Origin of the sequence: Sorangium sp. So ce375, assembly GCF_051473855.1 — a bacterium.
Taxonomy (GTDB): Bacteria; Myxococcota_A; Polyangia; order Polyangiales; family Polyangiaceae; genus Sorangium.
On record NZ_CP150335.1, the window covers coordinates 10,544,103 to 10,566,896 of the forward strand.

Here is a 22,794-nt window from a genome sequence, read left to right on the forward strand (position 1 = left end):
GCGTTGACTTCGTCGACATCGCACCGGCACGAGCCGCTGGCGCCGCCCGCTTCAGATGGCCGGCTCAACCCCGAGAACCGCTGGCCGGCGGGACTCATGTGCTGTAGGCTCTGCCACAAGGGCTCCGGGAATGATCACCCGCATCGAGATAGACGGGTTCAAGTCGTTTCAGGGCTTCGCCCTCGATCTCGAGCCGTTCTCCGTTCTCATCGGCCCGAACGGAGCCGGAAAGTCGAACCTGCTCGACGCGCTCTCGCTGCTTGCGCGGCTGGCGGGTAGCCCGCTCGCCGCCGCGGTCGGAGAGGGGAGAGGGCGCATCCGCGAGCAGTTCCGTCGCCGGGACGAAGAGCCGACCGCGACGGTCGAACGCGGCTTTGGTGCCCTCGCCAGCATGGCGCTCGCGATCGAGGTGATCCTGCCGCGTTCCACCGTGAGGATCGGGCTGCGCGACGTACCGCTCGAGACGACGCGGCTCCGTTATGAAGTGGACATGGAGCTCCAGCAGCTCAGCTCCATGAGAGAGCGGCTGACGGTCGTCCGCGAGGTGCTGCGGTCGATGACGTCGGACGAGGACACATGGCTGAAGCGCCATCCGACCTTTGCGTCACGCATACGCCATGGGGACGGCGGCGCGCTCATGGAGTACGGGCGGGCTCTGACCGTGGCGGATCCGAGCGCGCCCCAGTTCTCGATGACAGCGACCGTGCAGTACGTTCCCGAGGCAACGTTCCTCTCGGAGCCGGAGATGCAGGCTCGCTCGCCGCACCTGCGCGCCGTCGCCGAGGCGCTCAGCGGCCTGCGCGTGCTGCACCTGGCGGCCCAGCGGATCCGCGAGCCGAGCGAGCCTGGCGCACCAGCGGAGCTCACAGCAGACGGCGCCAACCTGGCCGCTACCCTGGCGGCGCAGAGCCCCGGTGTGCTCGCCGAGATCCGTGCCGACGTTGCGAGCCTCGTGCCTGGAGTCCGCACCGTCGAGGTCGTCGTCGAGGGCGACACGCTCGTCGTGCAGATCGAATCGTCCGATGGCCAGCGCCTCCCCTCGCGTGTCCTCTCCGACGGGACGCTGCGCGTCCTGGCGCTCTCGACAGTGCTCCGCGCAGACGCCCCGGGCGCGCTGATCGCGATCGAAGAGCCGGAAAACGGGCTCCACCCAGCGCGCGTCCGGACCCTCATCGAGCGGATCCTGGACGCGACGCAGCGCCCGACCGCCAGCGACGGCGACTCGGATGCCGCTGGCACCGCGCAGGTGCTGGTCACCAGCCACTCTCCAGTCGTCCTCGCGGCCCTGATGGATCACCCGGAGTGCATCATGGCGCTCGACCTGGTACGGCTCGGCAGCGGACTCCGGCGCACACGGGTACGACGGGTAGCGCCCGCCGGCGTCATCGATCGCGAGCGGTACATCTCGACAGCAGAGCTCCGGCGCATCCTGGAGACGGCCAGCCCCGCGGAGCCCGCGGAGGCATGACGTACCTTTGCGCGGGGCTCTTCGCCGAGGGAAGAACGGACTATGCGTTGCTGCTGCCGCTCCTCGATCAGCTGATCCCCGCGCTCGCCGCCAAGGTGCTCCCCGAGGTGCCCATGATCGGCCCCAGCGTGGGCATCGACGCCCCGGCGCGCACGTCGCGGCGGCGCTCGATCCGAAGCGTGCGCTCGAAGAGGTCCTCACGACGAGCGGCGGCGGTCGCCTCTGCGGTTCCGATCTCTACGATTTCTTTGGCGCCAACATTGACCCCAAGACGCTCCGCCGACTGCCTGCGTTCCTCCGGTTCGAGGAGCAGCTCTCCGAAGCGATTCTCGCAGCTGCGCGGCCCCGAGCCAGACACGCTGGTCAAACTCGTACCAATTAATCGAGCTTATTCCAGTGCAGGGGCTCCTCGCCATCTCTTCGAGGAGTCGCCCCATTGTCGTCGCGGTCCCACATCCCTCCCCAACACGCACCGTCGCTCGCCAGCCGCGCTCCGTCCTGCGGCCACACCTCACGGATCGTCCTCCACCCACAGCCTCGGCCCGTCGTCCCGCCCCGGCGCCTTCTGCCCGACCAGCACCGCCCCCACCCAGACCGCCTTCGCCGGCTCCCCCGTGTCGCCCGCCTGCGGCCCCAGCAGCGACAGCCTCACCGCCCGCTCCCCCGGCGCCAGATCGTCGCCCAGCCGGATCACCCCGCGCCCCACCCCGTCCGTACCGCGCTTGTCCGTCGCCGCCTCCCACAACGTCGCGCGCGTCAGATCGCCGCCCCGGCCCGCCAGCACGCCGTCGGGGATCGTCACCCGCCGGAAGAACGCCGCCTCCCGCGACGCCGGCGTCGCCCCCTCGATCCGGTACCGGATCCGGTAGTCCGCGTTCTCCCCGGGCGTCACCACGAACAGCACCAGGTGCAGCGTCTCGCCCGCCGCCTGCTCGAACCGGTACGTCATCGGCCGGCCGCGCGTCAGCTCGAACACGTCGCGCCGCCGCACGATCGCCCCGCCCTTCGCCGGCGGTGCGTCCGTGTACGCCACCCCCGACTCGCCCAGCCCCTCGATCTCCACCCGCCGCGCCCCCGCCGGCGCCGTCACGCGGAGCGACCCCGACAGCGCCACGATCGGCTCCCTCAGCGCCACCTCGCCGTCCACGCGCACCGCCACCTCCTTGCCCAGCGACGCGCGCGCGGCCCGGTAGATCACCGACAGCCGCCCGGCCCGCGCCCCCTCCCCGTCGACCCGCACGTCCTTCGCCACGAGCAGCGGCGTCCACGCATCGCCGGGCGACGGCTCCCCCGCCGACTGCCACGCAGGCATCAACAGCCGCCTCCGCACCGGCGCGTGCTCCGGGATGAGCACCCGCTCCGGCCGATACGCGTCCGACCTCGCCCCCTCCCCCGCCCGCTCGATCCGCACCTGCTCGCGCAGATCCGAGAAGCGCTCCTTCCGCTCCAGCTCGTCGAGGTTGAACGCGCGGACGTCGGTCCACGTGCTCACGTCGAACGGCGCGTAGCGCCACGTCTCGTCCTCGGCCAGCGTCACCCGGTACGGCAGCCGGTACAGCGTCTCGTTCACGCCCGGCTCGATCGTGCGCAGCCGCAGGCGCGTCCTCGCGTCGCCGGTGATCTCGATCCGCTCCACCCCCGCCGGCGGCCGGAGGATCGCGAGCCGCGGCTCGGACGCGTCGGCCCCCTCGTTCCACCACTCGAACCGCGATCGCGGGAGCGTCACCGCGAGCTCGGCCCGCTCGGACGGCCCAGGACCCCACCGCGCCACCACCTTCGCGTCGCCCTGGTTCGCGCCCCCGGTCGCGTCGATCTCCGCCCGGATCAGCAGCCCGAGGAGCTCTTGCCCAGGCGCCATCCGCGCGATCACCGGATCGCTCGGATCCAGCGCCAGGTAGCGCACGATGCGCACGTCCGGCGGCGTCTGGAGCCGCGCCGGAGCCGCCTCCGCCGGCGCCGCGGCGGGAGCGGACGGCGCGGACGGCTCCGCGGCGGCCTCCGGCGCGGCGCCGGGGCCGCCAGCGGCCGCGGGCGACGGCATCGCCGGGTGGACGATCTCGCCTATCTGCTGCACCGCCTGCGCCTCCGACGCGCCGAACCGCACGCCGAAATCCGGGCCGACGCCGTCGATCACCACCGTCCGGATGTCCTCCCGCAGGAGGCGCACCGTCGCCCGCCCGAGCGGGCCGAGCGCGACGCTCGCGGAGGAGCTCGCGCCGTCGGCGACCCGCACCGTGCGGCCCGGCGGGCCCTCGATGTCGAGCGACAGCGGGCCGCGGAAGTTCAGGGCGGCCGCGCGGCGCTCGCCGATCACGAACTCGGACGCGCCGCGCCCCTCGGCGCGCGGGTACGGCATCCGGAACCGCCGCAAGAGGAGCCGCGACATCTCGTAGTCGAGCCCCTCGCGACCCCCGGCCTCGAGCCGCCGCGCCCAGCCCCGGAGCAGCTCCTTGCGCGCCGGCTCCGGCAGATCGGCGAAGCCGAGCGCCGACACCCGGAGCCCGAGCTGCCGCCGCTCTTCCGCGTCGAGGCTCTGCTCGTAGACCGCGCGCGACGCCTCGCTGCGCTGGTAGCGCCCCTCCAGCCGGGACAGGATCGTCAGCTCGCTCGGCACGCCCGCGCCGTCGCTCCCCACCGTGGGCTTGGCCCGGAGCCGCACCTGCCCGCCTTGCGGGAGCACGTCGTGCGTGATGAGCAGCGTCGAGCGCGGATCCGTCACCGCGCCCCCGCCGCCGGCGAGCCGCGCCGCGTACTCGCCCTCGCCGAGCGGACGATCCGGATCGCAGCTGACCCGGCTCTCCAGATCGATCGCGTGCCGCGCGACCTCCTCCCCCCGCTCGTTCACGAACGCCGCGACGAACCCGTACGGGTAGCGCCGCGCCGAGTCGCAGGCGTCGGCCTTTACGCTCCCCCAGGTCGTCACCTCCACCGCGTCGATCTCGGCCGGGACCTTGATCACGAGGTCCCGCTCCGTCTCGATGTGGTAGGCGAGGATCTCGTCCTCGGCCGGCAGCGAGCTGCCCAGCGGCGGCGCGCTCGACAGCTGCGAGAGCGCGAACGCCGTCACCCCGAGCAGCGCCATCGCGATCAGCCACCGCGGGTTCAGCGCCCTGCGCGGCGCGCCGTCGCGGGCGCGGAAGCCCCCCGTCGGAAGGCGCACCCGCGACGGCGGCCGCGCGGGGCGCGGCGGCGCGGGCAGCTCGTGGCTCGACGGCTCGCGGCGCTTCGCCGGGGCGGTCACGGCGCCGCCTCCCGCGGGGCCGCAGGAGGCCCGGCCGCCTCGACCCGGAGCGCGCTCGTGCCGACGGTGACCGCGCGCCGCAGCCGCGGGCCGACGGGCACGGCCGCGCCCGGCACCGCGACGAGCGCGCCGTCGATGGGCAGCAGCTGCGCCTCCCCCGGCCGCGCCGCGATGACCCACGGGCGCCCCGTGATCACGTCGCGCGCGACCTCCACATGGCACCGCGCCTCGCCCCGCGGCGCGGCCGCCGCGCTCGCGCGCAGCGCAGCCGCAGCCGCCGCGCGCGCCGCGGCCGCCACCCCCACCCGTGGCGCAGCCGCACCCCCTGCCCGCGACGCGTCCGCCGCCCCCGCCCGCGACGCGTCGGACGCTCCGGCCCGCGGCGCATCCGACGCCCCTGCCCGCGGCGCGTCCGTTCGCGCCGGAGCGCCCCCGAGCCCAGCCGCTTGCGTCGAGAAGTACGCCCTCAGGTAGTACGGGTTCCGCTCGGTCGTGTAGCGCCGGAAGGCTTCCATCGCAGCGGAAAGATCGCACTCTGCCGTCACGCCCCGGGTCGGGCAGACCTCGTCCCCGCTCGCGCCTGCGCCCGCGCTCCCCGCGCACGACGCGAGCGCCTGGGCGCGCGCGGCCACGTCGAGCGGCTCGGGCGTCACGCCGAGCCGCCCGAGCCGCGCCTCGAGGCGCGTCTCTCCCTGCCCCGGAGCGAAGCGCCGGAGCTCGAAGAAGCGCCGGAGCGCGCTGCCCAGGTACACGATCGCGAACCGCCCCTCGGCGAACCGCTTCGCGTAGGCCATCGCCATGTCCGTCGCGCCGCTGAACGGCACCTGCTCGCGCGCGCCGTCGAAGATCCCGACGCGCAGCTCGAGATCGCGCAGCGTCTCCAGCAGCGGCCCCGAGAACGTCGGCACGTGCCCCGGCCGCACGACCTCGTACCCGAACGAGATCACCGCGTCCCGCTCGTGGGTCCGGTCCGCCTCGATCGCCTGCACCGACAGCGCGTTGCCGCCGTCCCCGACCCAGACCTCGTGCGCCCGCTGGAAGTAGCTGCGCAGCCCCTCGGCGCGCCGCACGTCTGCGGCCCCGCCCGGCTCCGCCGTGGGCACCGCCCCGGCGAGCAGCAGCGACTGCGCCGAGAGCGCGTCGGCGAGCGCGAGCCCCGCGCCGAACGCCCCGATCTGCCACCGCGGCGCGGGCACCTCGATCAGCATCGCGCTCGAGAGCGGCGACCTCACCGCCTCCGTGGAGGGCGCCGCGGGCAAGATGCCGCCGCTCGACGCCGCGTGCGGCGGCGCGGACTGATGCGCCAGCACGAGCCACGCCGGGTTCCCGCGCCGCTCCGGGCCGCCCTCGGCCGGACCGGGCTCCGCGATGCCCCACGCCGCCGGCGCCGCGTCGGTGCCGCCGATGCGCACCTCGCGGAAGCCGAGGCGCCCGAGGATCGCCCGCTCCCACGCGGCCTCCGGCTCCGCGCCGGACGCGCCGCCGGGGCGCGTCGCCGCCGCGATCAGCCGCGGCGCCACCGCGGCGTCGAACAACCTGAGCTCCTCGAGCGACGGCGGACGGAAGCGGCCCGGCTGGACCTCCGTCAAGGAGACCATGCGCTTCGAGAGCTCCTCCTCCAGCGTCCCGCTCCAGCGCACGGCCTCCGGCGCGCCGAGAGAGCGCGCGCCGACCGCCTCGGCGACGTCGCGCGGCACCCGCAGGCGCGGCGCGTCGCCGAGGGGCACGGACGGCTCGGCCGCCGGGCGGAACGTCATCGCCGTCTCGGCGCCGAGCCCCAGGCCGATCGACACCACGGGCAGCCCCGCCGGCGAGCCCACCACGCTCAGCTCCGGCCCGTCGCCGCCGCCCGGCTCCACGATCAGCACCTGCGGATCCTCCATGGCCTCGATCACCGCGGCCGCGAACGCCTCGTCGTGGCGCCGGATCGCCCCGTGGCGCGACAGCAGCACGACCCCCGCGGCGTCGAGCAGCTCCGCGACCCGGAGCGCCACCGCCGGCAGCGCCGAGCCGATCTCGGCGGGCGCCGCCAGCACCAGCCACTCGGGCGCGGACGTCGGGCTCCGGCCGGCGCGCTTGCGGATCGCCGCCCGCGGCGCGCTCGGCGTGTCGTCCGGATCGTCGAACCGCGGGCTCAGCACGTACCACGGCCGCTCGCCGTCGCCCTCTCGCGCCACCGACACCCGCGCGCGCTCCGCCGCGCCGAGGATCTCGTCCGCGGGCCGCCCGTCGCGCAGCACGCCGCGCGCGAGCCGGTGGGCGATCCGCCGCGACTCGATGTCGGCCGCGATCGCGGCCGCCCTCGGGCGCGGGCCTGGCCGCGGCGCCGTGTCCGCGAGCACGAGCGACATCGCCGCGCTCTCGACGCGCGGCACCGGCCTGGCCTCGGCCGCGGGCGGCGGCGGCCCGCCGCCCCAGCCGAGCGCGACCAGCGCGTAGCCGACGCCGTTGCCGACGAGGAACGCCGTGAGCGACACCTGGATCGTCGGCATGATCACGATGCCAACGTGCTCCTTGTTCCACATCTTCACGGCGAGCAGGCTCGGGAGCAGGTAACCGAAGCCGAAGTAGTCGATCATCTGCAGCCCCGGCGCGTACCGCACCATGGCGAAGCCGATCCCCATCTTCACGACGAAGCCGAGCACGTACACGAAGATCATCCGCCTCGGCCCCACGAGCAGCATCCGGGAGAACGGGCGGACCGACGTGATCCAGCGCGAGAGGTAGAAGACGACGAGCGCCTCGATCGTCGTCGTGAGCAGCTTCGTCGGCTCGTACCAGGCCACCGCGAGCAGGCCGGGCACGAGGATGCCGTTGTAGTCCCACCCGTAGCGGACGTTGTTGCGCGCGCCCATCAGCGCGCCGATGACCAGGATGATGTGGGCCTTCGGCAGCTCGAGGAACTCGAGCGACAGGCTCTCGTTGAGCACCTGGAAGCGCGAGACCGAGAGGTTGGTCGTCCGGAGCAGCACGCCGAGCACGAGCGCCGTCAGCGTCGTGACGACCGCGAGCCGCGGCGCCGCGCGCAGGAAGCCGCTGTTCCAGAACGCGTTCGCGATGAGCGGCACCAGCACGAGCCCGATGCTGTAGAGCTCCCGCGAGTGCACGAAGTCGTAGCGCGCCGAGACCTCGGGCACGACGAAGCCCTCGACGAAGAGCCGCACGATCACCGCGCCGACGATGAACAGGTAGAACCGCTCGCGCCCGAACGCCGTCGACCACGCGCCGGTCCGGGTGACCCAGCGGCCGATCAGCGCGACGAACAGGTACGTCACGATCGACTCCGCGATGATGAACACCGCGGTGACCGGGGCCGCGAAGAACACCGTCGCGAGGTAGCCGGGCACGACGAGCCCCGCGTACGTCCAGCCGAGCGTCTCGGTGAAGAACGTCCCGAAGACGAGGCCGATCAGGACCGCGGTGTGGAGGCTCCGATCGAGCCCGTTCGGTGGGAAGAGCGGCAGGTTCTCGAGCATGCGGCGGGGCGGCGGCGGGACGGCGCGGCGCGCGCCGCGGCCCGCCCGGCGGGCGCTGCGCTACGGCAGCGTGGTGGCCAGGCCGATCGCGCTCGGCGCGCCCCAGCCCGTCGGGTAGTCCCAGCCGGGCGCTGCGGCAAAGAACTCCGTCTCGCCGCGCACGACGTCGCGGAACGTCGCCTGCACGGCGGGGGTCGTGTAGAGGAGCGAGTTGAGGAACCCGACGCGCGGCAGCCCCTCCGCGGCGCGGTAGCTGTTCACCACGGCGATGAGCCCCGCGAACGAGGGCGCGGCGAACGACGTCCCCCCGTACTGCCGCCACTCGCCGAGGTAGTAGACCCAGTACGGGGTCGGCGACGTCGCGGCGTGCATGGCGACGTCCGCGACCGCCCGCTTGCCGTCGGATCCCTCGACGACCCCGACCTGCCAGGAGGGGATCGGGAACGAGAGCGTCGGGCCGGAGCCGGAGCCGGTCCAGGCGAGCTCTTCCTCGACCTCGCCGTCCGCGTCGAGCCAGAGCGACGTCCCGCCGACGCCGGTCACGTACGGGCTCGCCGAGGGCGTGTCGGTCTGCCCCGAGTCGCCGGTCGCCGCGACCACGGTGATCCCGAGCGCCGCGGCCATCTGCGCCGAGCGGTGGTACTGGAGCCGCACGGCCGGCGGCTCGGAGTCCTCGCGGTGGGCGAACGAGTCCGTGATGACCGACACCTCACCGCGGCCGATGGCCTCGTTGAACGTGTAGACCATCGACGTGTTGCGCGAGTCGGGGCCCTGGTAGACGACGAGGTCCGCGCCCGGCGCGAGGCCCCCCGACCACGCCACGTCGAGCGTCGACTCCACGTAGCGCGTGGCCACCGGCTCCATGGTCAGGACGACCTGCGGGTTCGCCCGCTCCACGCCGAGCGCCCGCCAGAACGACTGCAGGTCCTTGTACTTGAAGGTCGCGCCGATCGTGACCCCGAGCTTCACGCCCTCGCCGGTGAACCCGAGCTCGTAGAGGTCGTCGATATCGTACGCGCCCGCGATCTGCGCGGGTGTCAGCCCCCGCTCGACGTTGTCCGGCGGATCCGGCTCGATCTCCCCGCCCTCGCCCGGGAGCGGCTTGGTGCTCGCCGCGAGATCCGCGGTGAGGATGCCGGTCGTGCGCTCGGACACCCACGTCGGCACGGTGAGCTGGCCGAGGGCGCCGTAGACGTCGAACGGCGGATTCCCCGCCTGCGGGTTCTCCCGCTCGAAGACCCGGAGCTCCGTATCGAAGGTCTCGTTGAACTGGCTCACCGTGCCGGTGAACTGGATCAGCAGCCGGTTCGTGGCCGTGAAGTTCACCTGCATCCCCTGCTCCTCGAGCCAGAGCTTCACGAGGTGCACGTCGAGCTCCCGCGGCGCGTACGCCGCGATCCACTCGTCCCGGGTGAGGTACTGGCGGAACCGCGGGCTCGTCGGGTCGTAGATCTCCGCGATCCTCTGCTCGAGCAGCCCCGAGTTGCGGATGGGGAAGCCCATCAGCGCGCGGACCACCTCGTCGCCCCCGGCCACGCCCTTGTCGGTGTACACGCCCGGAAGCGGGCTCGGGATGCCGTCCGTGGCCTGCGTGGGCTCGCGCTCCTCCTCGGTGAAGTCGGGCAGCTCGTCCGGCAGAGCCTGCCCACCGGCGCCGCCCGCCCCGCCGCCGCCCTCGGCCGCGCCCCCGCCGCCGGTCTCGGCCGCGCCCCCGCCGCCGGTCCCGGCCGCGCCGCCGCTGCCGGCCGCGCCGCCGGCGCCCCCGCTGCCCGAAGGATTTGCGATCTGCACGTCCGACTCGCAGCCACAGCTCGAGGTCGAGAAGACCACGCTGCTGACCAGGCTGAGCAGTCCGAGGGCGGGCGCGGCACGAAGAACGGGTGAAGCACGGCGCATACGCAGCAAGGATTCAAACGCCTTCCGACAGGCCGATCCAGCCGAATCGTCCACGGCGCGCGGACGTCGCATCACACGTACGCCGCCGGCAGCACAACGCGCCTCGTCGGAGGGTTGGGAGCACCACGTCGCACCCTGTCACGGACAGATTCGCCGCGGCGCCGCGGCCCGGTCGGAGTTCGCGGCGCGCCGGAGGCGGATAGGCGCGGGCGCCTGCCTGCGCGCGCGGCCGCAGGGCGCGACCGTCTTCGTCGGACAGCCGATGTTTTTGGCGCGGCCGAGCCGGGTGGACAATTGTATTGATTCGACCACGATGCGACGCTCTGGCTGCCCGGGGCGTCCCGCGCCCCTCGACGGCCGCGGCTTTCAGCGATTATGGCGAAGACTTACCGTCCGCGGATCCCCAAGCCCTTTCGCATCCCGCGACCGATGACCGCGCAGGCGGAAGCGGCGCGCTTCGGGTGGCTCAGGCCCGACGTGCTCTCGATCGCCGCGGGGGCGCTGATCGCCGCCGTGGCGCCGCTCGATCGGCTCGACTACGTGGCGCGCGGCCTCACCGCGTCGGCGCTCGCCGACGCAGCGCCGTCCGCGCAGGTGCTGCTCGTCACGGCCTCGCCCGAGGCGCTGCGCGATGGGCTCTGCGAGCGCTCGCTCCCCGGTCTGCTCGAGCGCGGGCGCGCGCGCGGCGCGCTGCTGATCCCCCCGGCCGACGCCTTCTGCGGCGGCGCCGCCGCGGGCGCCGCGAGCAGCGCGGGCCACGCCGCGAGCGCCGCAGGCCACGCCGCGAGCGCCGCGAGCGCCGCGGGCGCCGCGAGCGCCGCAGGCCCCGCCGCGAACGCGTCGCCGGTCGTACGGATGCCGCCCGCGCTGCTCCGCCTGAGCGCGGGCGAGGTCGTCGGCTTCTTCCCGCCGGCGGCGGAGGAGCGCGCGCCGGAGCTCGGCGCGCTCGGCGTCTCGGCGGCGCCCTGGGTGATCAAGAAGGCGCCGCAGAGCGTCCCGGCGGTCAGCCTGCGCGATCTCGCGGACGGCCAGGTCCCCGCGAGCGCGCTCGAGGGCCGCGTCGCCGTGGTCGCGGTGGGCGCCGGCGGCGTTGCGCCCCAGGCGGTCGCGACGTCGGCGCTGCCGCCGGCGAAGGGCGTCGCCGCGGTCCTCGGCGGGCTGCTCGACGGCGGCCGGCGCGCCGCGGCGCCGGCGTGGGTGCCGGCGCTGTTCGTGCTGCTCGCGGGCGGGCTCGTGAGGCTCGTGCGCCGCCGCTACGGGATCCTCGTCGCCACGGCCGCGCTGTTCCTCAGCGTGTTCGCGCTGGCGATGGGCCAGGGCGCGCTCGCCGCGCGGGCCGAGGCGAGCCTGATCGCGCTGCCGAGCACGCTGTTCGGCCTCGCGGTCGCGTTCACGGGGGTCATGATCCTCCGCGGCCTCGTCGCCCAGCGCTCCGTCGATCGCGCCGCGGAGCTCATCCAGCGCGCCGCGCTGTTCCGCATGCAGGGGGTCCACACGCTGCCGGACGAGGAGTTCTGGCCGCGCGTGGCGCGCCTCGCGGAGCAGGCGCACCCGGCCGATCTCGTGCTCGTCGCGGAGCTGCCCGCGGGGAGCTGGCACCTCCGGTTCTGGAACGATCGGCAGGGCGGCGGCGAGAGCCTCGTCGCCGAGCTCCGCCGCGACGTCCGCCGCCCGCCGTACAGCAGCGAGCAGGGCGTGCCGGCGATCCGCCTCTCGCGCCGGTTCCTGGCCAAGCAGGACATGCCGGCGGTCGTGGTCCCGCTCATCGCGTTCGGCGAGATCGAGGGGTACGTGTTCTTCTGCGGCCCGGTCGCCGAGCAGACGTTCTCGCGCGAGCCGGAGCGGGCCGAGCACGTCGGCCGCGAGCTCGCGCTGCTCCTGCGCAGGAAGCGCCTCGCGCGCACGGCGCAGGGCGGCGCGGGCGAGGCGCGCGGCGGCGGCTCGCCGGAGGACGACCTCGTCGAGGGCGCGCGCGTCGCGCTCGACGACCTCCAGCTCTTCGGCTCGATGCTGCGCAGCGCGCCGGTCGGGCTGCTGTACGCCGACGCCTTCGGCGACGTCCGCTTCGTCGCGCCGGAGTTCGCGAAGTGGCTGCGGGCGCGCGACGTCACGGTGCCCGCGGAGAGCGCGAGCGCGGCGCTCCCGCCGGGCTCGCTCACGCTGGGCGACGTCCTCGGCGCCACGTCCGCGAGCGACGCCGCCGTGTCGCTCTCCAGCGTGATGGCGAGCGACGACGGCATCGAGCTGAGCGTCAGCGCGCCCGAGCCGGCCGTGCTCTCGGTGCGCCCGCTGCGGCGCGAGTCCGACGGCTCCTCGTGGATCGCGGGCTACGTCGCCGCGCTGATCCCGGTCCAGCAGGCGGCCCCGGCGTCCGCGAACGTTCGGCCGCTCGCGGTGCGCGACGCCGCCGATCCGCTCTGCGCGTTCCAGCTCGGCGACGTCGTGGCCGATGCCGTCGCGAGCGCCGCGCGCGCGACGGGCCGCGCCGTGCGGCTCGAGCCCATCCGCGGCGCCACGCACGCGCTCGGCCACCGCGGCGAGCTCGGGCAGGTGCTCGAGGCGTTCCTGACGGACGTCGCGGGCCGCGGGCTCCCGGGCCACGGCCCGGTGGTGTCGGTGCGCGAGGCGGCCCAGGGCGTGCAGCTGTCGATCCTGGACGTCGGCTTCGGCCTGGGGCTGCCCGAGTCGGCGCTCCAGCGCGTGCTCACCGCGCCCGGCGCCGCGCCGGCAGGTCTGGAGCCGCTCGGCCGGCTGATCCTGGCGGTCGAGGACAGCCACGGCCACGCGGAGCTCAAGACGAACGACGGCTGGGGGATCACGCTCACGGTGACGCTGCTCCGGGCGCACCCGCGCGCGTTCGTGCCGGCGCACGAGGGCGGCAAGCCGGCGGCGCAGCAGAACGTGATCGCGATCGGCAGGGCGGGGCCGAAGTAGCGCCGAGGAGCGGGGGACGAGCGCGCCGTGGCGGCCCCGGGCGCGGGTTCCCGGCCGCCACGGCGTCCTGAGCTCGCTGGCTGGGCGCGTCGATCGCCCGGTTCCCAAGGTCGACCGGCGGCTCGCCCTCGGGACGCCCCTGATTGGCGTGGTTCTGCGGATTGCGCATCAGTACACCGCAGTTCGGACATACATCACACTGCAGTTCGGACATATATCGCTCTCCCCCATCCGTCCTGAGTCGATTCGACGGACTCCATGCTCCCGCGGGGCGGCGCGCAGGTGGTTGTTGTTGGTGTCGTCCGCCGGCCCGCACCTGGCTCCGGGGAGCTCGTTCCGCCGCTCGTGCTCGTCATCGAACAGGTGTTGGCAGATGTTGGCTCAGCGCGTCGGGCTCGGAGCGGCTGGCCGGGTGCCGCGTCGCCTGCGGGGACTCCCAGTGAGTCACCCCGTTTGGCGGCTGCGCCTGAACCTGGTTCGCTATGATGTTGATGATGTTGGAGGCTGGGGGCGTGGGCAGCCAACCCTGGCGGCACAGCTCGGTGCAGAGCTCCCCCTCGGAGATATAACTGGTTGAATGCACCACCTCTCACGGGCAAGCGAGCGAGGTTGAGCTATCGATGTTCGTCGAAAGAGGCTACGCGCTCCGCGAGAAGATGGAGGAACACGCTGATTTCAGCTTGTTCCGCGCGTGCCGCGAAGGCGACGGCGTCCCTGTCTTGCTGAAAGTCCTGCGCGCCGAAAGAGCGGCTCGCGCCGAGATCGCGCGCTTCAAGCACCAGTGCGAGCGCATCGCGCAGCTCGCCTCACCCCGCCTCGTCGCGCTGCACGGCGTCGAGGAGTCCGCCGGCGCCCTGATTGTCGTCCTCGAGGACTTCCCGGGCCGCGCTCTCGCGCGGATCCTCGCCGCGCGCCCGTCGCGCAGAATGCCGCTCTGCGAGGCGCTCGATCTCACGGCCGCGCTCGCCGAAGGCCTCGCCGCCGTGCACGCGGCGGGGCTCATCCACCGCGATCTGCGCCCGCACAACGTGCTCGTCGGCGCGTGCGGTGCGGTCAAGATCACGAGCTTCGGCGTCGACGCCGAGATCACCCGCGCGCACGAGCGGCTCTACGCGCCGGCGGTGATCGCCGACGTGCTGCCCTACGTCTCCCCCGAGCAGACAGGCCGCATGAACCGCGGTGTCGACTACCGGACGGACCTCTACGCGCTCGGCGTCATCCTTTATCAGATGCTCACGGGTCAGCGCCCCTTCGATGCACTGGACCCGATGGAGCTCATCCACGCGCACCTCGCCCTCGCTCCCGCGCCGCCGTCCCGCGTCGACCCGACGATCCCCGAGGCCATCTCCGGCATCATGCTCAGGCTGCTCGCGAAGAACGCCGAGGACCGCTACCAGAGCGCCGAGGGCCTGCTCGCCGACCTCGAACGCTGCCGCGAGGCCCTGCGCGGCACGGGGACGATCGAGCCCTTCGTCGCCGGCCAGCACGATCGCCAGGACCTGTTCCGGATCCACCAGAAGCTCTATGGCCGCGAGCAGGACATCGAGGCGCTGACCGCCTCGTTCGAGCGCGCGCTCGAGGGCAGCCGCGAGAGCGTCCTCGTCTCCGGCTACTCCGGCATCGGCAAGTCCTCGCTCGTGCAGGAGATCCTGCGGCCGCTCGCGCGGCAGAAGGGCTATTTCACGAGCGGCAAGTACGACCAGTACAACCGCGACGCGCCCTACAGCGCGGTGATCCAGGCGTTCGACGGCCTGGTGCGGCAGATCCTCACCGAGAGCGAGGCGCGCATCCAGCGCTGGCGGAGCGCGATCCTCGAGGCGCTCGGGCCGAACGCGCAGGTCATCTGCGACGTCATCCCCTCGCTCTGCCATGTGCTCGGCGCGCAGCCGCCCGTGCCGGCGTTCGGCCCGCTCGAGGCGCAGAACCGCCTGAGCCGGTGCTTCTTGCTGTTCGTCTCGGTGTTCGCGCGCAGCGCGCACCCGCTCGTCCTGTTCCTCGACGACCTGCAGTGGATCGATCCCGCGAGCGTCGGGCTGCTCCGCGCTCTCCTCGCCGACGACTCGCTCGAGGCGCTCTTCTTCTGCGGCGCCTACCGCGACAACGAGGTGTCGCCGGGGCACCCGTTCGTCCGTGCCATCGCGGAGCTCAAGCACACAGGGCTCGTCGTGCGCGACATCGTCCTCGCCCCGCTCGCGCGCCGGCACCTGCTCCAGATGCTCTCGGACAGCCTCAAGTGCGACGACTGCGGGCCGCTCGTCGATGCGGTGCAGAAGAAGACCGGCGGCAACCCGTTCTTCGTCAAGCAGTTCGTCCGGTCGCTGCACGACCACGGCGTGCTCACGTATAAAGCCGGGTCAGGCTGGCGCTGGGACCTCACCCGGATCGGCGCGCTCGCGTACACGGACAATGTCGTCGACCTCATGGTGCGCACCATCGCGCGCCTGCCGCCTTCGACGGTGGAGGCGCTCAAGCTGGCGGCGGCGATCGGCAACCGGTTCGACCTCGACGTGCTCGCCACCGTGAGCGAGTGCTCGCAGGAAGAAGCGTACGGCCGCCTCGATCCCGCCGTGAGCGAGGGGCTCGTGATCGCCAGGCGCGATGGCTACCGCTTCGCTCATGACAAGGTGCAGGAGGGCGCCTACGCGATGATCCCGGAGGCGGACCGGCCCGCCTTCCACCTCCGCATCGGCCGGCTGCTCGCGGGCAAGCTCGACCTGTCCGAGAGCCAGAGCCTCTTCGACGTCGTCGGCCACCTGAACAGCGCGTGCGACCTCGTGTCAGACCCCGCGGAGCGCCTTTCCCTCGCCCGCATGAGCCTCGATGCCGCCTGCCGCGCCGAGGACTCGGCCGCCTTCGACGCCGCCCTGCGCTACCTGGAGCTCGGCCTCCTGCACCTTCCGGAGGACGCATGGACGTCGCAGTACCCGCTCCGCCTCGAGTACGCGAGGAAGACGGCCCTCATGCTCTCGCTCTCGGGCCGGCACGACGACGCCCTCGCGCTCCTCTCCGGTTGCCTGGAACGCGCCGTGGGCCGGCTCGATCGCACCGAGGTGCTGCGGCTCAAGCTGAGCGTGCAGGTGCTCAAGAACGACCTGCCCGCCGCGCTCGCGGAGGGGCTCGCGGCCCTGCGCCCGTTCGGGCTCGACTTGCCCCCCTTCCCTGACGAAGCGATGGTCGACGCCCAGATCCGCGCGACGATGGACCTCGTCCGGGAAAAGACGATCGAGGCGCTGCCAGCTCTGCCGCAACTCGAGGACCCGGAGATCCGTGCCATGCAGGACGTGCTCGTGGAGCTCTTCCTCCCCTGCTGGTTCTTGAGCCTCAACAACCACAGCGTCATGCTCGCGAAGCTCGTCGAGAACACGCTGCGCCACGGGGTGTCGAAGCACGCGATCTTCGGTTACATTCAATTCGGGGCGTTCCTCTGCGGCCGCGGCGACATCGCGCTCGGCTACCGCTTCGGCCGCGCCGCGATCGACCTTTCGGAGCGCTACCCGGACAAGAAGTCCGAAGCGGTGCTCCGCGACATCTGGGGCGCCTTCGTGCAGCACTGGAGAGAGGGCTACCCCGCCTGCAAGGGTTCGTTGCTCGCGGGCATGCACGCCGGGCTCGAGACGGGCCAGTACATCTGGGCGTTCTACAGCGCGGTCAATGGCATGACCAACAGCCTCCTCCGGGGCCTCCCGCTCTCCGACCTCCTCGCCGAGGCGCAGAGCTACCAGCCGATACGAAAGCTCGACAAGTTCAACGCCATCACCTGGATGGTCGGCGCGGTCGGACAGCTCGCGCATCAGCTCTCGAACGAGACCGCGTGCCCGGCCAAGCTCAAGGGCGCATGGGTCGACATCGACGAGGTGATCGAGGAGGCCCGCCGGATCGACAGCCAGGGCTCGCTCGTCTTCGCCAACTTCTACGTCGTTCTCCTCGGCGTCTTCCAGGGCGCGTTCGAGGATGCAGCGCGCGCGGCTCTCCCGCTGAACATCGAGACCCCGGCCGTGGCGGCCTGGCACGGCATCCCCGCGTTCCATTTCTACGCCGGCGTCGCGTTCACGCGGGCGGCGGACGTGGTCTCCCCCGACGAGCGCGCACTCTTCCTCGAACGCGCGGAGCTCTTTGCTGAAAAACTCTCGCGCTGGGCGGACCTCTGCCCGGAGAACATGGCGCACCGCAGCGCCCTGCTCGGCGCCGAGCTCGCGCGCGTCCGCGGCGACGCGCGCGCGGCGGGGGATCGCTACGACGAGGCGATCTCCCTCGCGCAGCGCGGCGGCTACCTCCACGACGAGGCGCTCGCCAACGAGCTCGCCGGCCTCTCCTTCCGCGCGCTCGGCAAGACCACCATCGCCCGCGCCTACCTCACCGAAGCGCACAGCGCCTACGGCCGATGGAGCGCGACCGAGGCGATGCGCCGCCTCGAGCGCGCGTACCCCGACCTCGTCCCCGGCGAGATCCTCCGCGGCGCGACGCCTCCGGAGGCCGCCGCGCCCGCCACCACCGCCCTCGACCTCGGCTCGGTGCTCAAGGCCTCTCAGGCGATCTCGGGCGAGATCGTCCTCGACCGACTGCTCGACACCCTGATGCGCATCCTGGTGAAGAACGCCGGCGCGAGGCGGGGCTGCCTGCTCCTCGCCCGCGGCGAGACCCTGTTCTTGACGGCCGAGGCGAGGGCGGAGGGCCCCCAGATCGAGGTGCGTATTCCCCACGAGCCCGAAGCCTCCCCTCCGGATCTGCCGGCGTCCCTGCTCAACTACGTCCGGCGCAGCCGGGAGAAGGTGATCCTGGACGACGGGACGGCACAGAGTCCCATCATCGCCAGCGGCGACCTCTATCGTTACCCCAGATCCGCCCTTTGCCTGCCCATCCTGCGGCAGGCGGAGCTCGTAGGGCTGCTCTACCTGGAAAACGACCTCATCGCCGGCGCGTTCACCCCGGAGCGGCTCTCGGTGCTGGAGCTGCTCTCGGCCCAGGCCGCCATCTCGATCGCCAATGCCACGCTCTACGCGGACCTGCTCCAGGAGAACAGCGAACGCCGGCGAGCCGAGCAGGCCGTGCGGGACAGCAAAGAGCTGCTGCAGTCGATCGTCGACAACTCGACAGCGGTCATCTCCCTCAAGAATCTCGAGGGTCGCTACCTGATGATCAACCGGCGCTACGCCGAGCTGTTCCACGTCAGTGAGCAAGCGATCGTCGGCCGAACCGACTACGATGTATTTCCCAGGGAGCGCGCCGATGCCTACCGCGCCGTCGACCAAGAGGTGGTGGCCACCGGAACCGCGCTGCAAGTCGAGGAAGAGGCTTCACAGGACGATGGGCTGCACACCTACATCTCTCTCAAGTATCCCCTGTGCAACGCGGCGGGGCAGCCTTATGCCATCTGCGGCATCTCCACCGACATCACCGAGCGCAAGCAGGCCGAGGCGGAGCGCCAAGCCCGCAAGACGGCCGAAGCCGAGAGCCGAGCAAAGACCGATTTCCTGAGGAACATGAGCCACGAGCTGCGCACGCCGCTCAACGCCATCCTCGGCTACGCACAGATCCTCAAGCGCTCCCCCGATCTCGAAGACCGCCAGGCGGTGGGACTGAATACCATTCAGCAGAGCGGTCAGCACCTCTTGACCCTCATCAACGACCTCCTGGACCTGGCCAAGATCGAGGCGGGCAAGCTCGAGCTCTGCCCCGAACCGATCCATCTCTCGTCCTTCCTGACGGTCGTCGCCGACATCATCCGCGTCAGGGTGGAGCAGAAGAGCCTTCACTTCGTCTACGAGGTCACGCCCCACCTGCCCCAGGCGGTGCTGGCCGACGAGAAGCGCCTGCGCCAGGTGCTGCTCAACCTCCTGGGCAACGCGGTGAAATACACCGATCGGGGGCGGGTGCGGTTCGGGGTGCAGGTGCTGGCCCGGGACGGGACCGGGGCGCGCCTGCGCTTCGAGGTGGAGGATACCGGCGTCGGACTGACGCCGGAGCAGCTGGGAAAGCTCTTCCAGCCTTTCGGGCGGGTAGGCGATGTGCGACGCCGCGCGGGCACCGGCCTCGGGCTCATGATCAGCCGCCAGCTGGTGCAGCTCATGGGCAGCGAGATCCACGTGGAGAGCCGGCCCGATGAAGGCAGCCGGTTCTGGTTTGAGGTGACGCTGCCGGTGACCGAGATCGCGGCGCCCCTCCGGCCTTCCGAGCGGGTCGCCGTCGGCTACGAGGGGCCGCGCCGGAAGGTGCTGGTCGCAGACGATGTGGTGGGCAATCGGGCGGTGCTCTCGAACCTGATGAGCGGCCTGGGCTTCGAGGTCTGCGAGTCGGCCAATGGCCAGGAAGCCGTTGAGCAGGAGATGGCGGCGTCGCCGGATCTGGCGGTGATGGATCTGGTCATGCCGGTGATGGGCGGCCTGGAGACCATCCATTGCATTCGCCGCAATCGCGAGGCTCGTGGGCTCGCGCGGCTGCCGTTCATCGTCGTCTCCGCGATCGCCAACGAGGAAGACCAGGCTGAGAGCGTCGCCGCCGGCGCCGACGCCTTCCTCAGCAAGCCGATCGACCAGGAAAGCCTGCTGCGGATCGTCGGCGCCCAGCTCGGGCTCACCTGGGTCTATGCCAGACCGGCCGGGGAGCGAGCCGGGGACGGGGGCGCCGCGGAGCTCGTGGCGCCTCCCCGGGAGGAGATGGAAGTCCTGCATGCCCTGGCCCTGCAGGGCAACATGCGCGACATCCGGAGGCGGGCGGCCTACCTGACCACCCTGGGCGAGCGCTACCGCCCCTTCGCCGACCGCCTGGATCGCCTCGCGCAGGACTACCAGTCCCAGGCGCTCCTCAACCTGGTCGAGGAGCGCCTGCAGGGGGCCGAGCCGAAGGCGATGGTGGGGCCGGAGCTACCGCCGTGCATGGAGGGCGGTCAGCGACCATGAGCCGCGCCACGGTACCCGGTCCGCGCACCCGCGTCGTCCTGATCGTGGATGACGTGCCCGCCAACCTCGGCGTGCTGGTGGACAGCCTGGAGTGCATAGGTCATCGAGTGCTCGTCGCTCAGGGCGGCGAAGAGGCCTTGATGCGGGCCAGCCTCATGCGACCCGACCTGATCCTGCTGGACGTGTTGATGCCTGGCATCGACGGCTTCGAGACTTGCCGGCGGCTGAAAGGGGCAGAAAGAACTCGAGACATCCCGGTGCTCTTCATGACCTGCCTGACCGACGCGGCTGACAAGCTCGTGGGGTTCAGGGCGGGGGGCGTCGACTACATCACCAGACCATTCGAGATTGGAGAGGTGATAGCGCGGATCACGACGCACCTGAGCCTGCGCGAGGCGCAAAAGGAGCTCGAAGAAAAGAACGCGGAGCTGCAGCGTGTCCATCAAGAGCTGGAGCAGCGGGTGCGAGAACGCACTGCCGAGCTGGCCAGCTCGAACGCTGCTCTCCGCGAGAGCCAGCACCTGCTCCAGGCCATCGTCGACAACACGACCGCCGTCGTCTTCGCGAAGGACATCGAGGGCCGCTACATGCTCGTCAACAGCGGGTTCGAGGAGCTCTTCCAGGTGCGCCGCGAGCAGGTCATCGGCAAGACCGACCACGACCTCTTCCCGCGCGAGCAGGCCGATGGGTATCGCGCCAACGACTTGCTCGTCCTGCAGCAGAATGGGGCCATGGAGCTCGACGAGGTGGCCCCCCAGCGCGACGGCGTACGCACGTACCTCTCTCTCAAGTTCCCGCTCCGCGGCCCCGCCGGCGAGCCTGATGGCATCTGCGGTATCTCGACCGACATCACCAACCGCAAGCACGCCGAGGACGTGCTGCGCCATTCCTACTCACTCCTCGAGGCCACGCTCGAATCGACGGCGGACGGCATCCTGGTCGTCGACGGCGCGAGGCGCGTCGTGCGCCATAACCACAGGCTCGCGCAGATGTGGCGCATCCCCGACGACGTCCTCGCCGACGGATCGGCCGACGTGTGCCTCGCGTTCGCCTGCGGCCAGCTCCGTGAGCCCGAGCTCTTCGTGAAGAGCGTCCATGACCTCTGTGCCGAGCCCGAGGTGAGCGCCGTCGACACGTTCGCGCTCCTGGACGGGCGGGTCTTCGAGCGCTATTCGCAGCCCCAGCGCCTCGGTGAGCGCGTGGTCGGGCGGGTCTGGAGCTTCCGCGACATCACCGCGCGCGTGCACGCCGAACAGCAGCGCGATCGGCTCCTGCTGGAGGAGCGGCGCACGCGCGCGGCGGCGGAGGGGGCCATCCGCCTGCGGGACGAGTTCCTCCTCGTCGCCTCGCACGAGCTCCGTACCCCGCTCACCAGCCTGCAGCTCTCCATTCAATCGCTGGGGCAAAGGCTCTCGCGGGGCATGGACGCCGAGCGCGTGCGATCGGCGGTCGCGCTCTCCGACCGCCAGATCAAGCGCCTCACCAACCTCGTCGACATGCTCCTCGACGTCTCCCGGATCCAGGCAGGGAGGCTCGAGTTGCACCGGGCGTCCGTCGATCTGCGCGAGCTGGTCACCGAGATCGTCGCCCACCTCGGCGACCAGCTCGCGCAGTCGGGCAGCACGCTCGCGGTGAGCGCGGAGCAGCCGATCACCGGCTGGTGGGACCCGTACCGCCTGGAGCAGGTCGTGACCAACCTCCTCACCAATGCAATCAAGTTCGGGGAACGCTCACCGATCGAGATCACCATCACCGGGGAAGATCGGGTCGCACGGCTCTCGGTGACGGACCACGGGATCGGGATCCCGGCCGAGGTGCAGGCGCAGCTCTTCGAGCGATTTCGCCGCGGCGTCTCGTCGCAGCATTACGGGGGGCTCGGGCTCGGCCTCTATATCACGCGCACCATCGTCGAGGCGCACGGCGGACGAATTCGCGTGTCGAGCGAGGTCGGCCTGGGCTCGACCTTCCACGTCGAGCTGCCTCTCTCGTGATCGCTCATGCGAGCACGCCGGGCCAGGTCCTTGCGCCCATGGGTGCTCGAGCGGCGCCGCCGTGACGAGCTGCGCGCCGTCGGGGGCGAGGAGTGAGGGGCCACGGACTCTATTCGATCGACAGGGTGACGGCATCGTCCGTCACGTATGCCACCTCGAGGCTTCCGGTGAAGATCTCCTCGAACGTGAAGTTGCGGAGGACGAACGAATAGCTCCCCACGCTGATCGCCGCTGCCGCGGTCGAGAACGAGTGCTCCAGGCGGTCGATATGGATGTCCCCGTCGAACTCGCGCGACGCGATCCAGTAGGGATTCCCATCAACCAGCACGGGCACCAGGGCGCAATCGTCGTTCGTGGGCTCGCCGCCGATGAAGTCGGTTTCCCCGACGCCCCAGGCCCCGTCCACGAACGTCGCGCACCCCGCCGTGGCGGCTTCGTCGGAGGCGATCGCGAGCTCCGTCGTACCGAGGCCGCTGTCGCCCGCGCCGCCGCCGCCTTCCGCGTTGCCGCCCGCGCCGCCGCCGCCTTCCGCGTTGCCGCCCGCGCCCGCGCCGCCGCCGCCTTCGGCACTACCGCCCGTACCCGCGCCGCCGCCGCCTTCCGCAGCGCCGCCTGCCCCCGCGCCGCCGCCACCTTCCGCAGCGCCGCCCGCACCCGCGCCGCCGCCGCCTTCCGCAGCGCCGCCCGCGCCCGCGCCGCCGCCGCCCTCCGCGTTGCCGCCCGCGCCCGCGCCGCCGCTACCAGAGCTGGGCTCGTCGTCCCCGCAGGCAACCAGCAAGCACCCAAGAAAGACGATCGATATCCACTTCATTCGCACCTCGGCTCTCTGTGACGCGCAGCAGCGTAACATGAGCTACAGGCACGCCGAAAATATCGGTCCATACGGCTGAGT

8 protein-coding genes are annotated in these 22,794 nt (G+C 72.2%); 4 read left to right on the forward strand and 4 right to left on the reverse strand.

Annotation, left to right across the window (positions count from 1 at the left end; translation table 11 throughout):
- The first annotated feature begins 130 nt into the window (after positions 1 to 130).
- Complete coding sequence (locus WME90_RS39465; RefSeq protein WP_437277236.1) at positions 131 to 1,468, forward strand: AAA family ATPase; 1,338 nt, start codon at positions 131 to 133, stop codon at positions 1,466 to 1,468.
- Positions 1,469 to 1,979: 511 nt separating this feature from the next.
- On the opposite strand, the gene WME90_RS39470 is transcribed toward WME90_RS39465, so the two are convergent.
- Genes WME90_RS39470 through WME90_RS39480 form a run of 3 tightly spaced genes read right to left on the reverse strand, consistent with a single transcriptional unit; the run spans position 1,980 to position 9,976 of the window.
- The gene (locus WME90_RS39470) at positions 1,980 to 4,709 is read right to left on the reverse strand and encodes a hypothetical protein (RefSeq protein ID WP_437277237.1); all 2,730 of its coding nucleotides are present in this window, start codon (positions 4,707 to 4,709) and stop codon (positions 1,980 to 1,982) included.
- Positions 4,706 to 8,185 (reverse strand): poly-gamma-glutamate biosynthesis protein PgsC/CapC, encoded by a 3,480-nt coding sequence (locus WME90_RS39475; RefSeq protein WP_437277238.1) that lies wholly within the window; start codon positions 8,183 to 8,185, stop codon positions 4,706 to 4,708. Before WME90_RS39475 ends, WME90_RS39470 begins: the two co-directional genes overlap by 4 nt.
- 60 nt (positions 8,186 to 8,245) lie before the next feature.
- Positions 8,246 to 9,976, reverse strand: coding sequence for a S53 family peptidase (locus WME90_RS39480; protein ID WP_437277239.1), 1,731 nt, complete (start codon positions 9,974 to 9,976; stop codon positions 8,246 to 8,248).
- A 534-nt stretch (positions 9,977 to 10,510) separates the two neighbouring features.
- Between WME90_RS39480 and WME90_RS39485 the strand changes: the two genes are divergently transcribed.
- From WME90_RS39485 to WME90_RS39495, 3 genes are all read left to right on the forward strand, one after another.
- Positions 10,511 to 13,015, forward strand: coding sequence for a hypothetical protein (locus tag WME90_RS39485; protein ID WP_437277240.1), 2,505 nt, complete (start codon positions 10,511 to 10,513; stop codon positions 13,013 to 13,015).
- Positions 13,016 to 13,635: 620 nt separating this feature from the next.
- Positions 13,636 to 19,911, forward strand: a complete 6,276-nt coding sequence (locus tag WME90_RS39490) for an AAA family ATPase (protein WP_437277241.1) — start codon at positions 13,636 to 13,638, stop codon at positions 19,909 to 19,911.
- On the forward strand, positions 19,908 to 21,902 hold the full coding sequence (locus WME90_RS39495) for an ATP-binding protein (RefSeq protein ID WP_437277242.1): 1,995 nt from the start codon (positions 19,908 to 19,910) through the stop codon (positions 21,900 to 21,902). Before WME90_RS39490 ends, WME90_RS39495 begins: the two co-directional genes overlap by 4 nt.
- A gap of 109 nt (positions 21,903 to 22,011) precedes the next feature.
- Here the strand turns inward: WME90_RS39495 and WME90_RS39500 are convergent, their stop codons facing one another.
- Entirely contained in the window at positions 22,012 to 22,713 is a 702-nt protein-coding gene (locus tag WME90_RS39500; RefSeq protein WP_437277243.1) for a hypothetical protein, read from the reverse strand.
- Positions 22,714 to 22,794 lie beyond the last annotated feature (81 nt).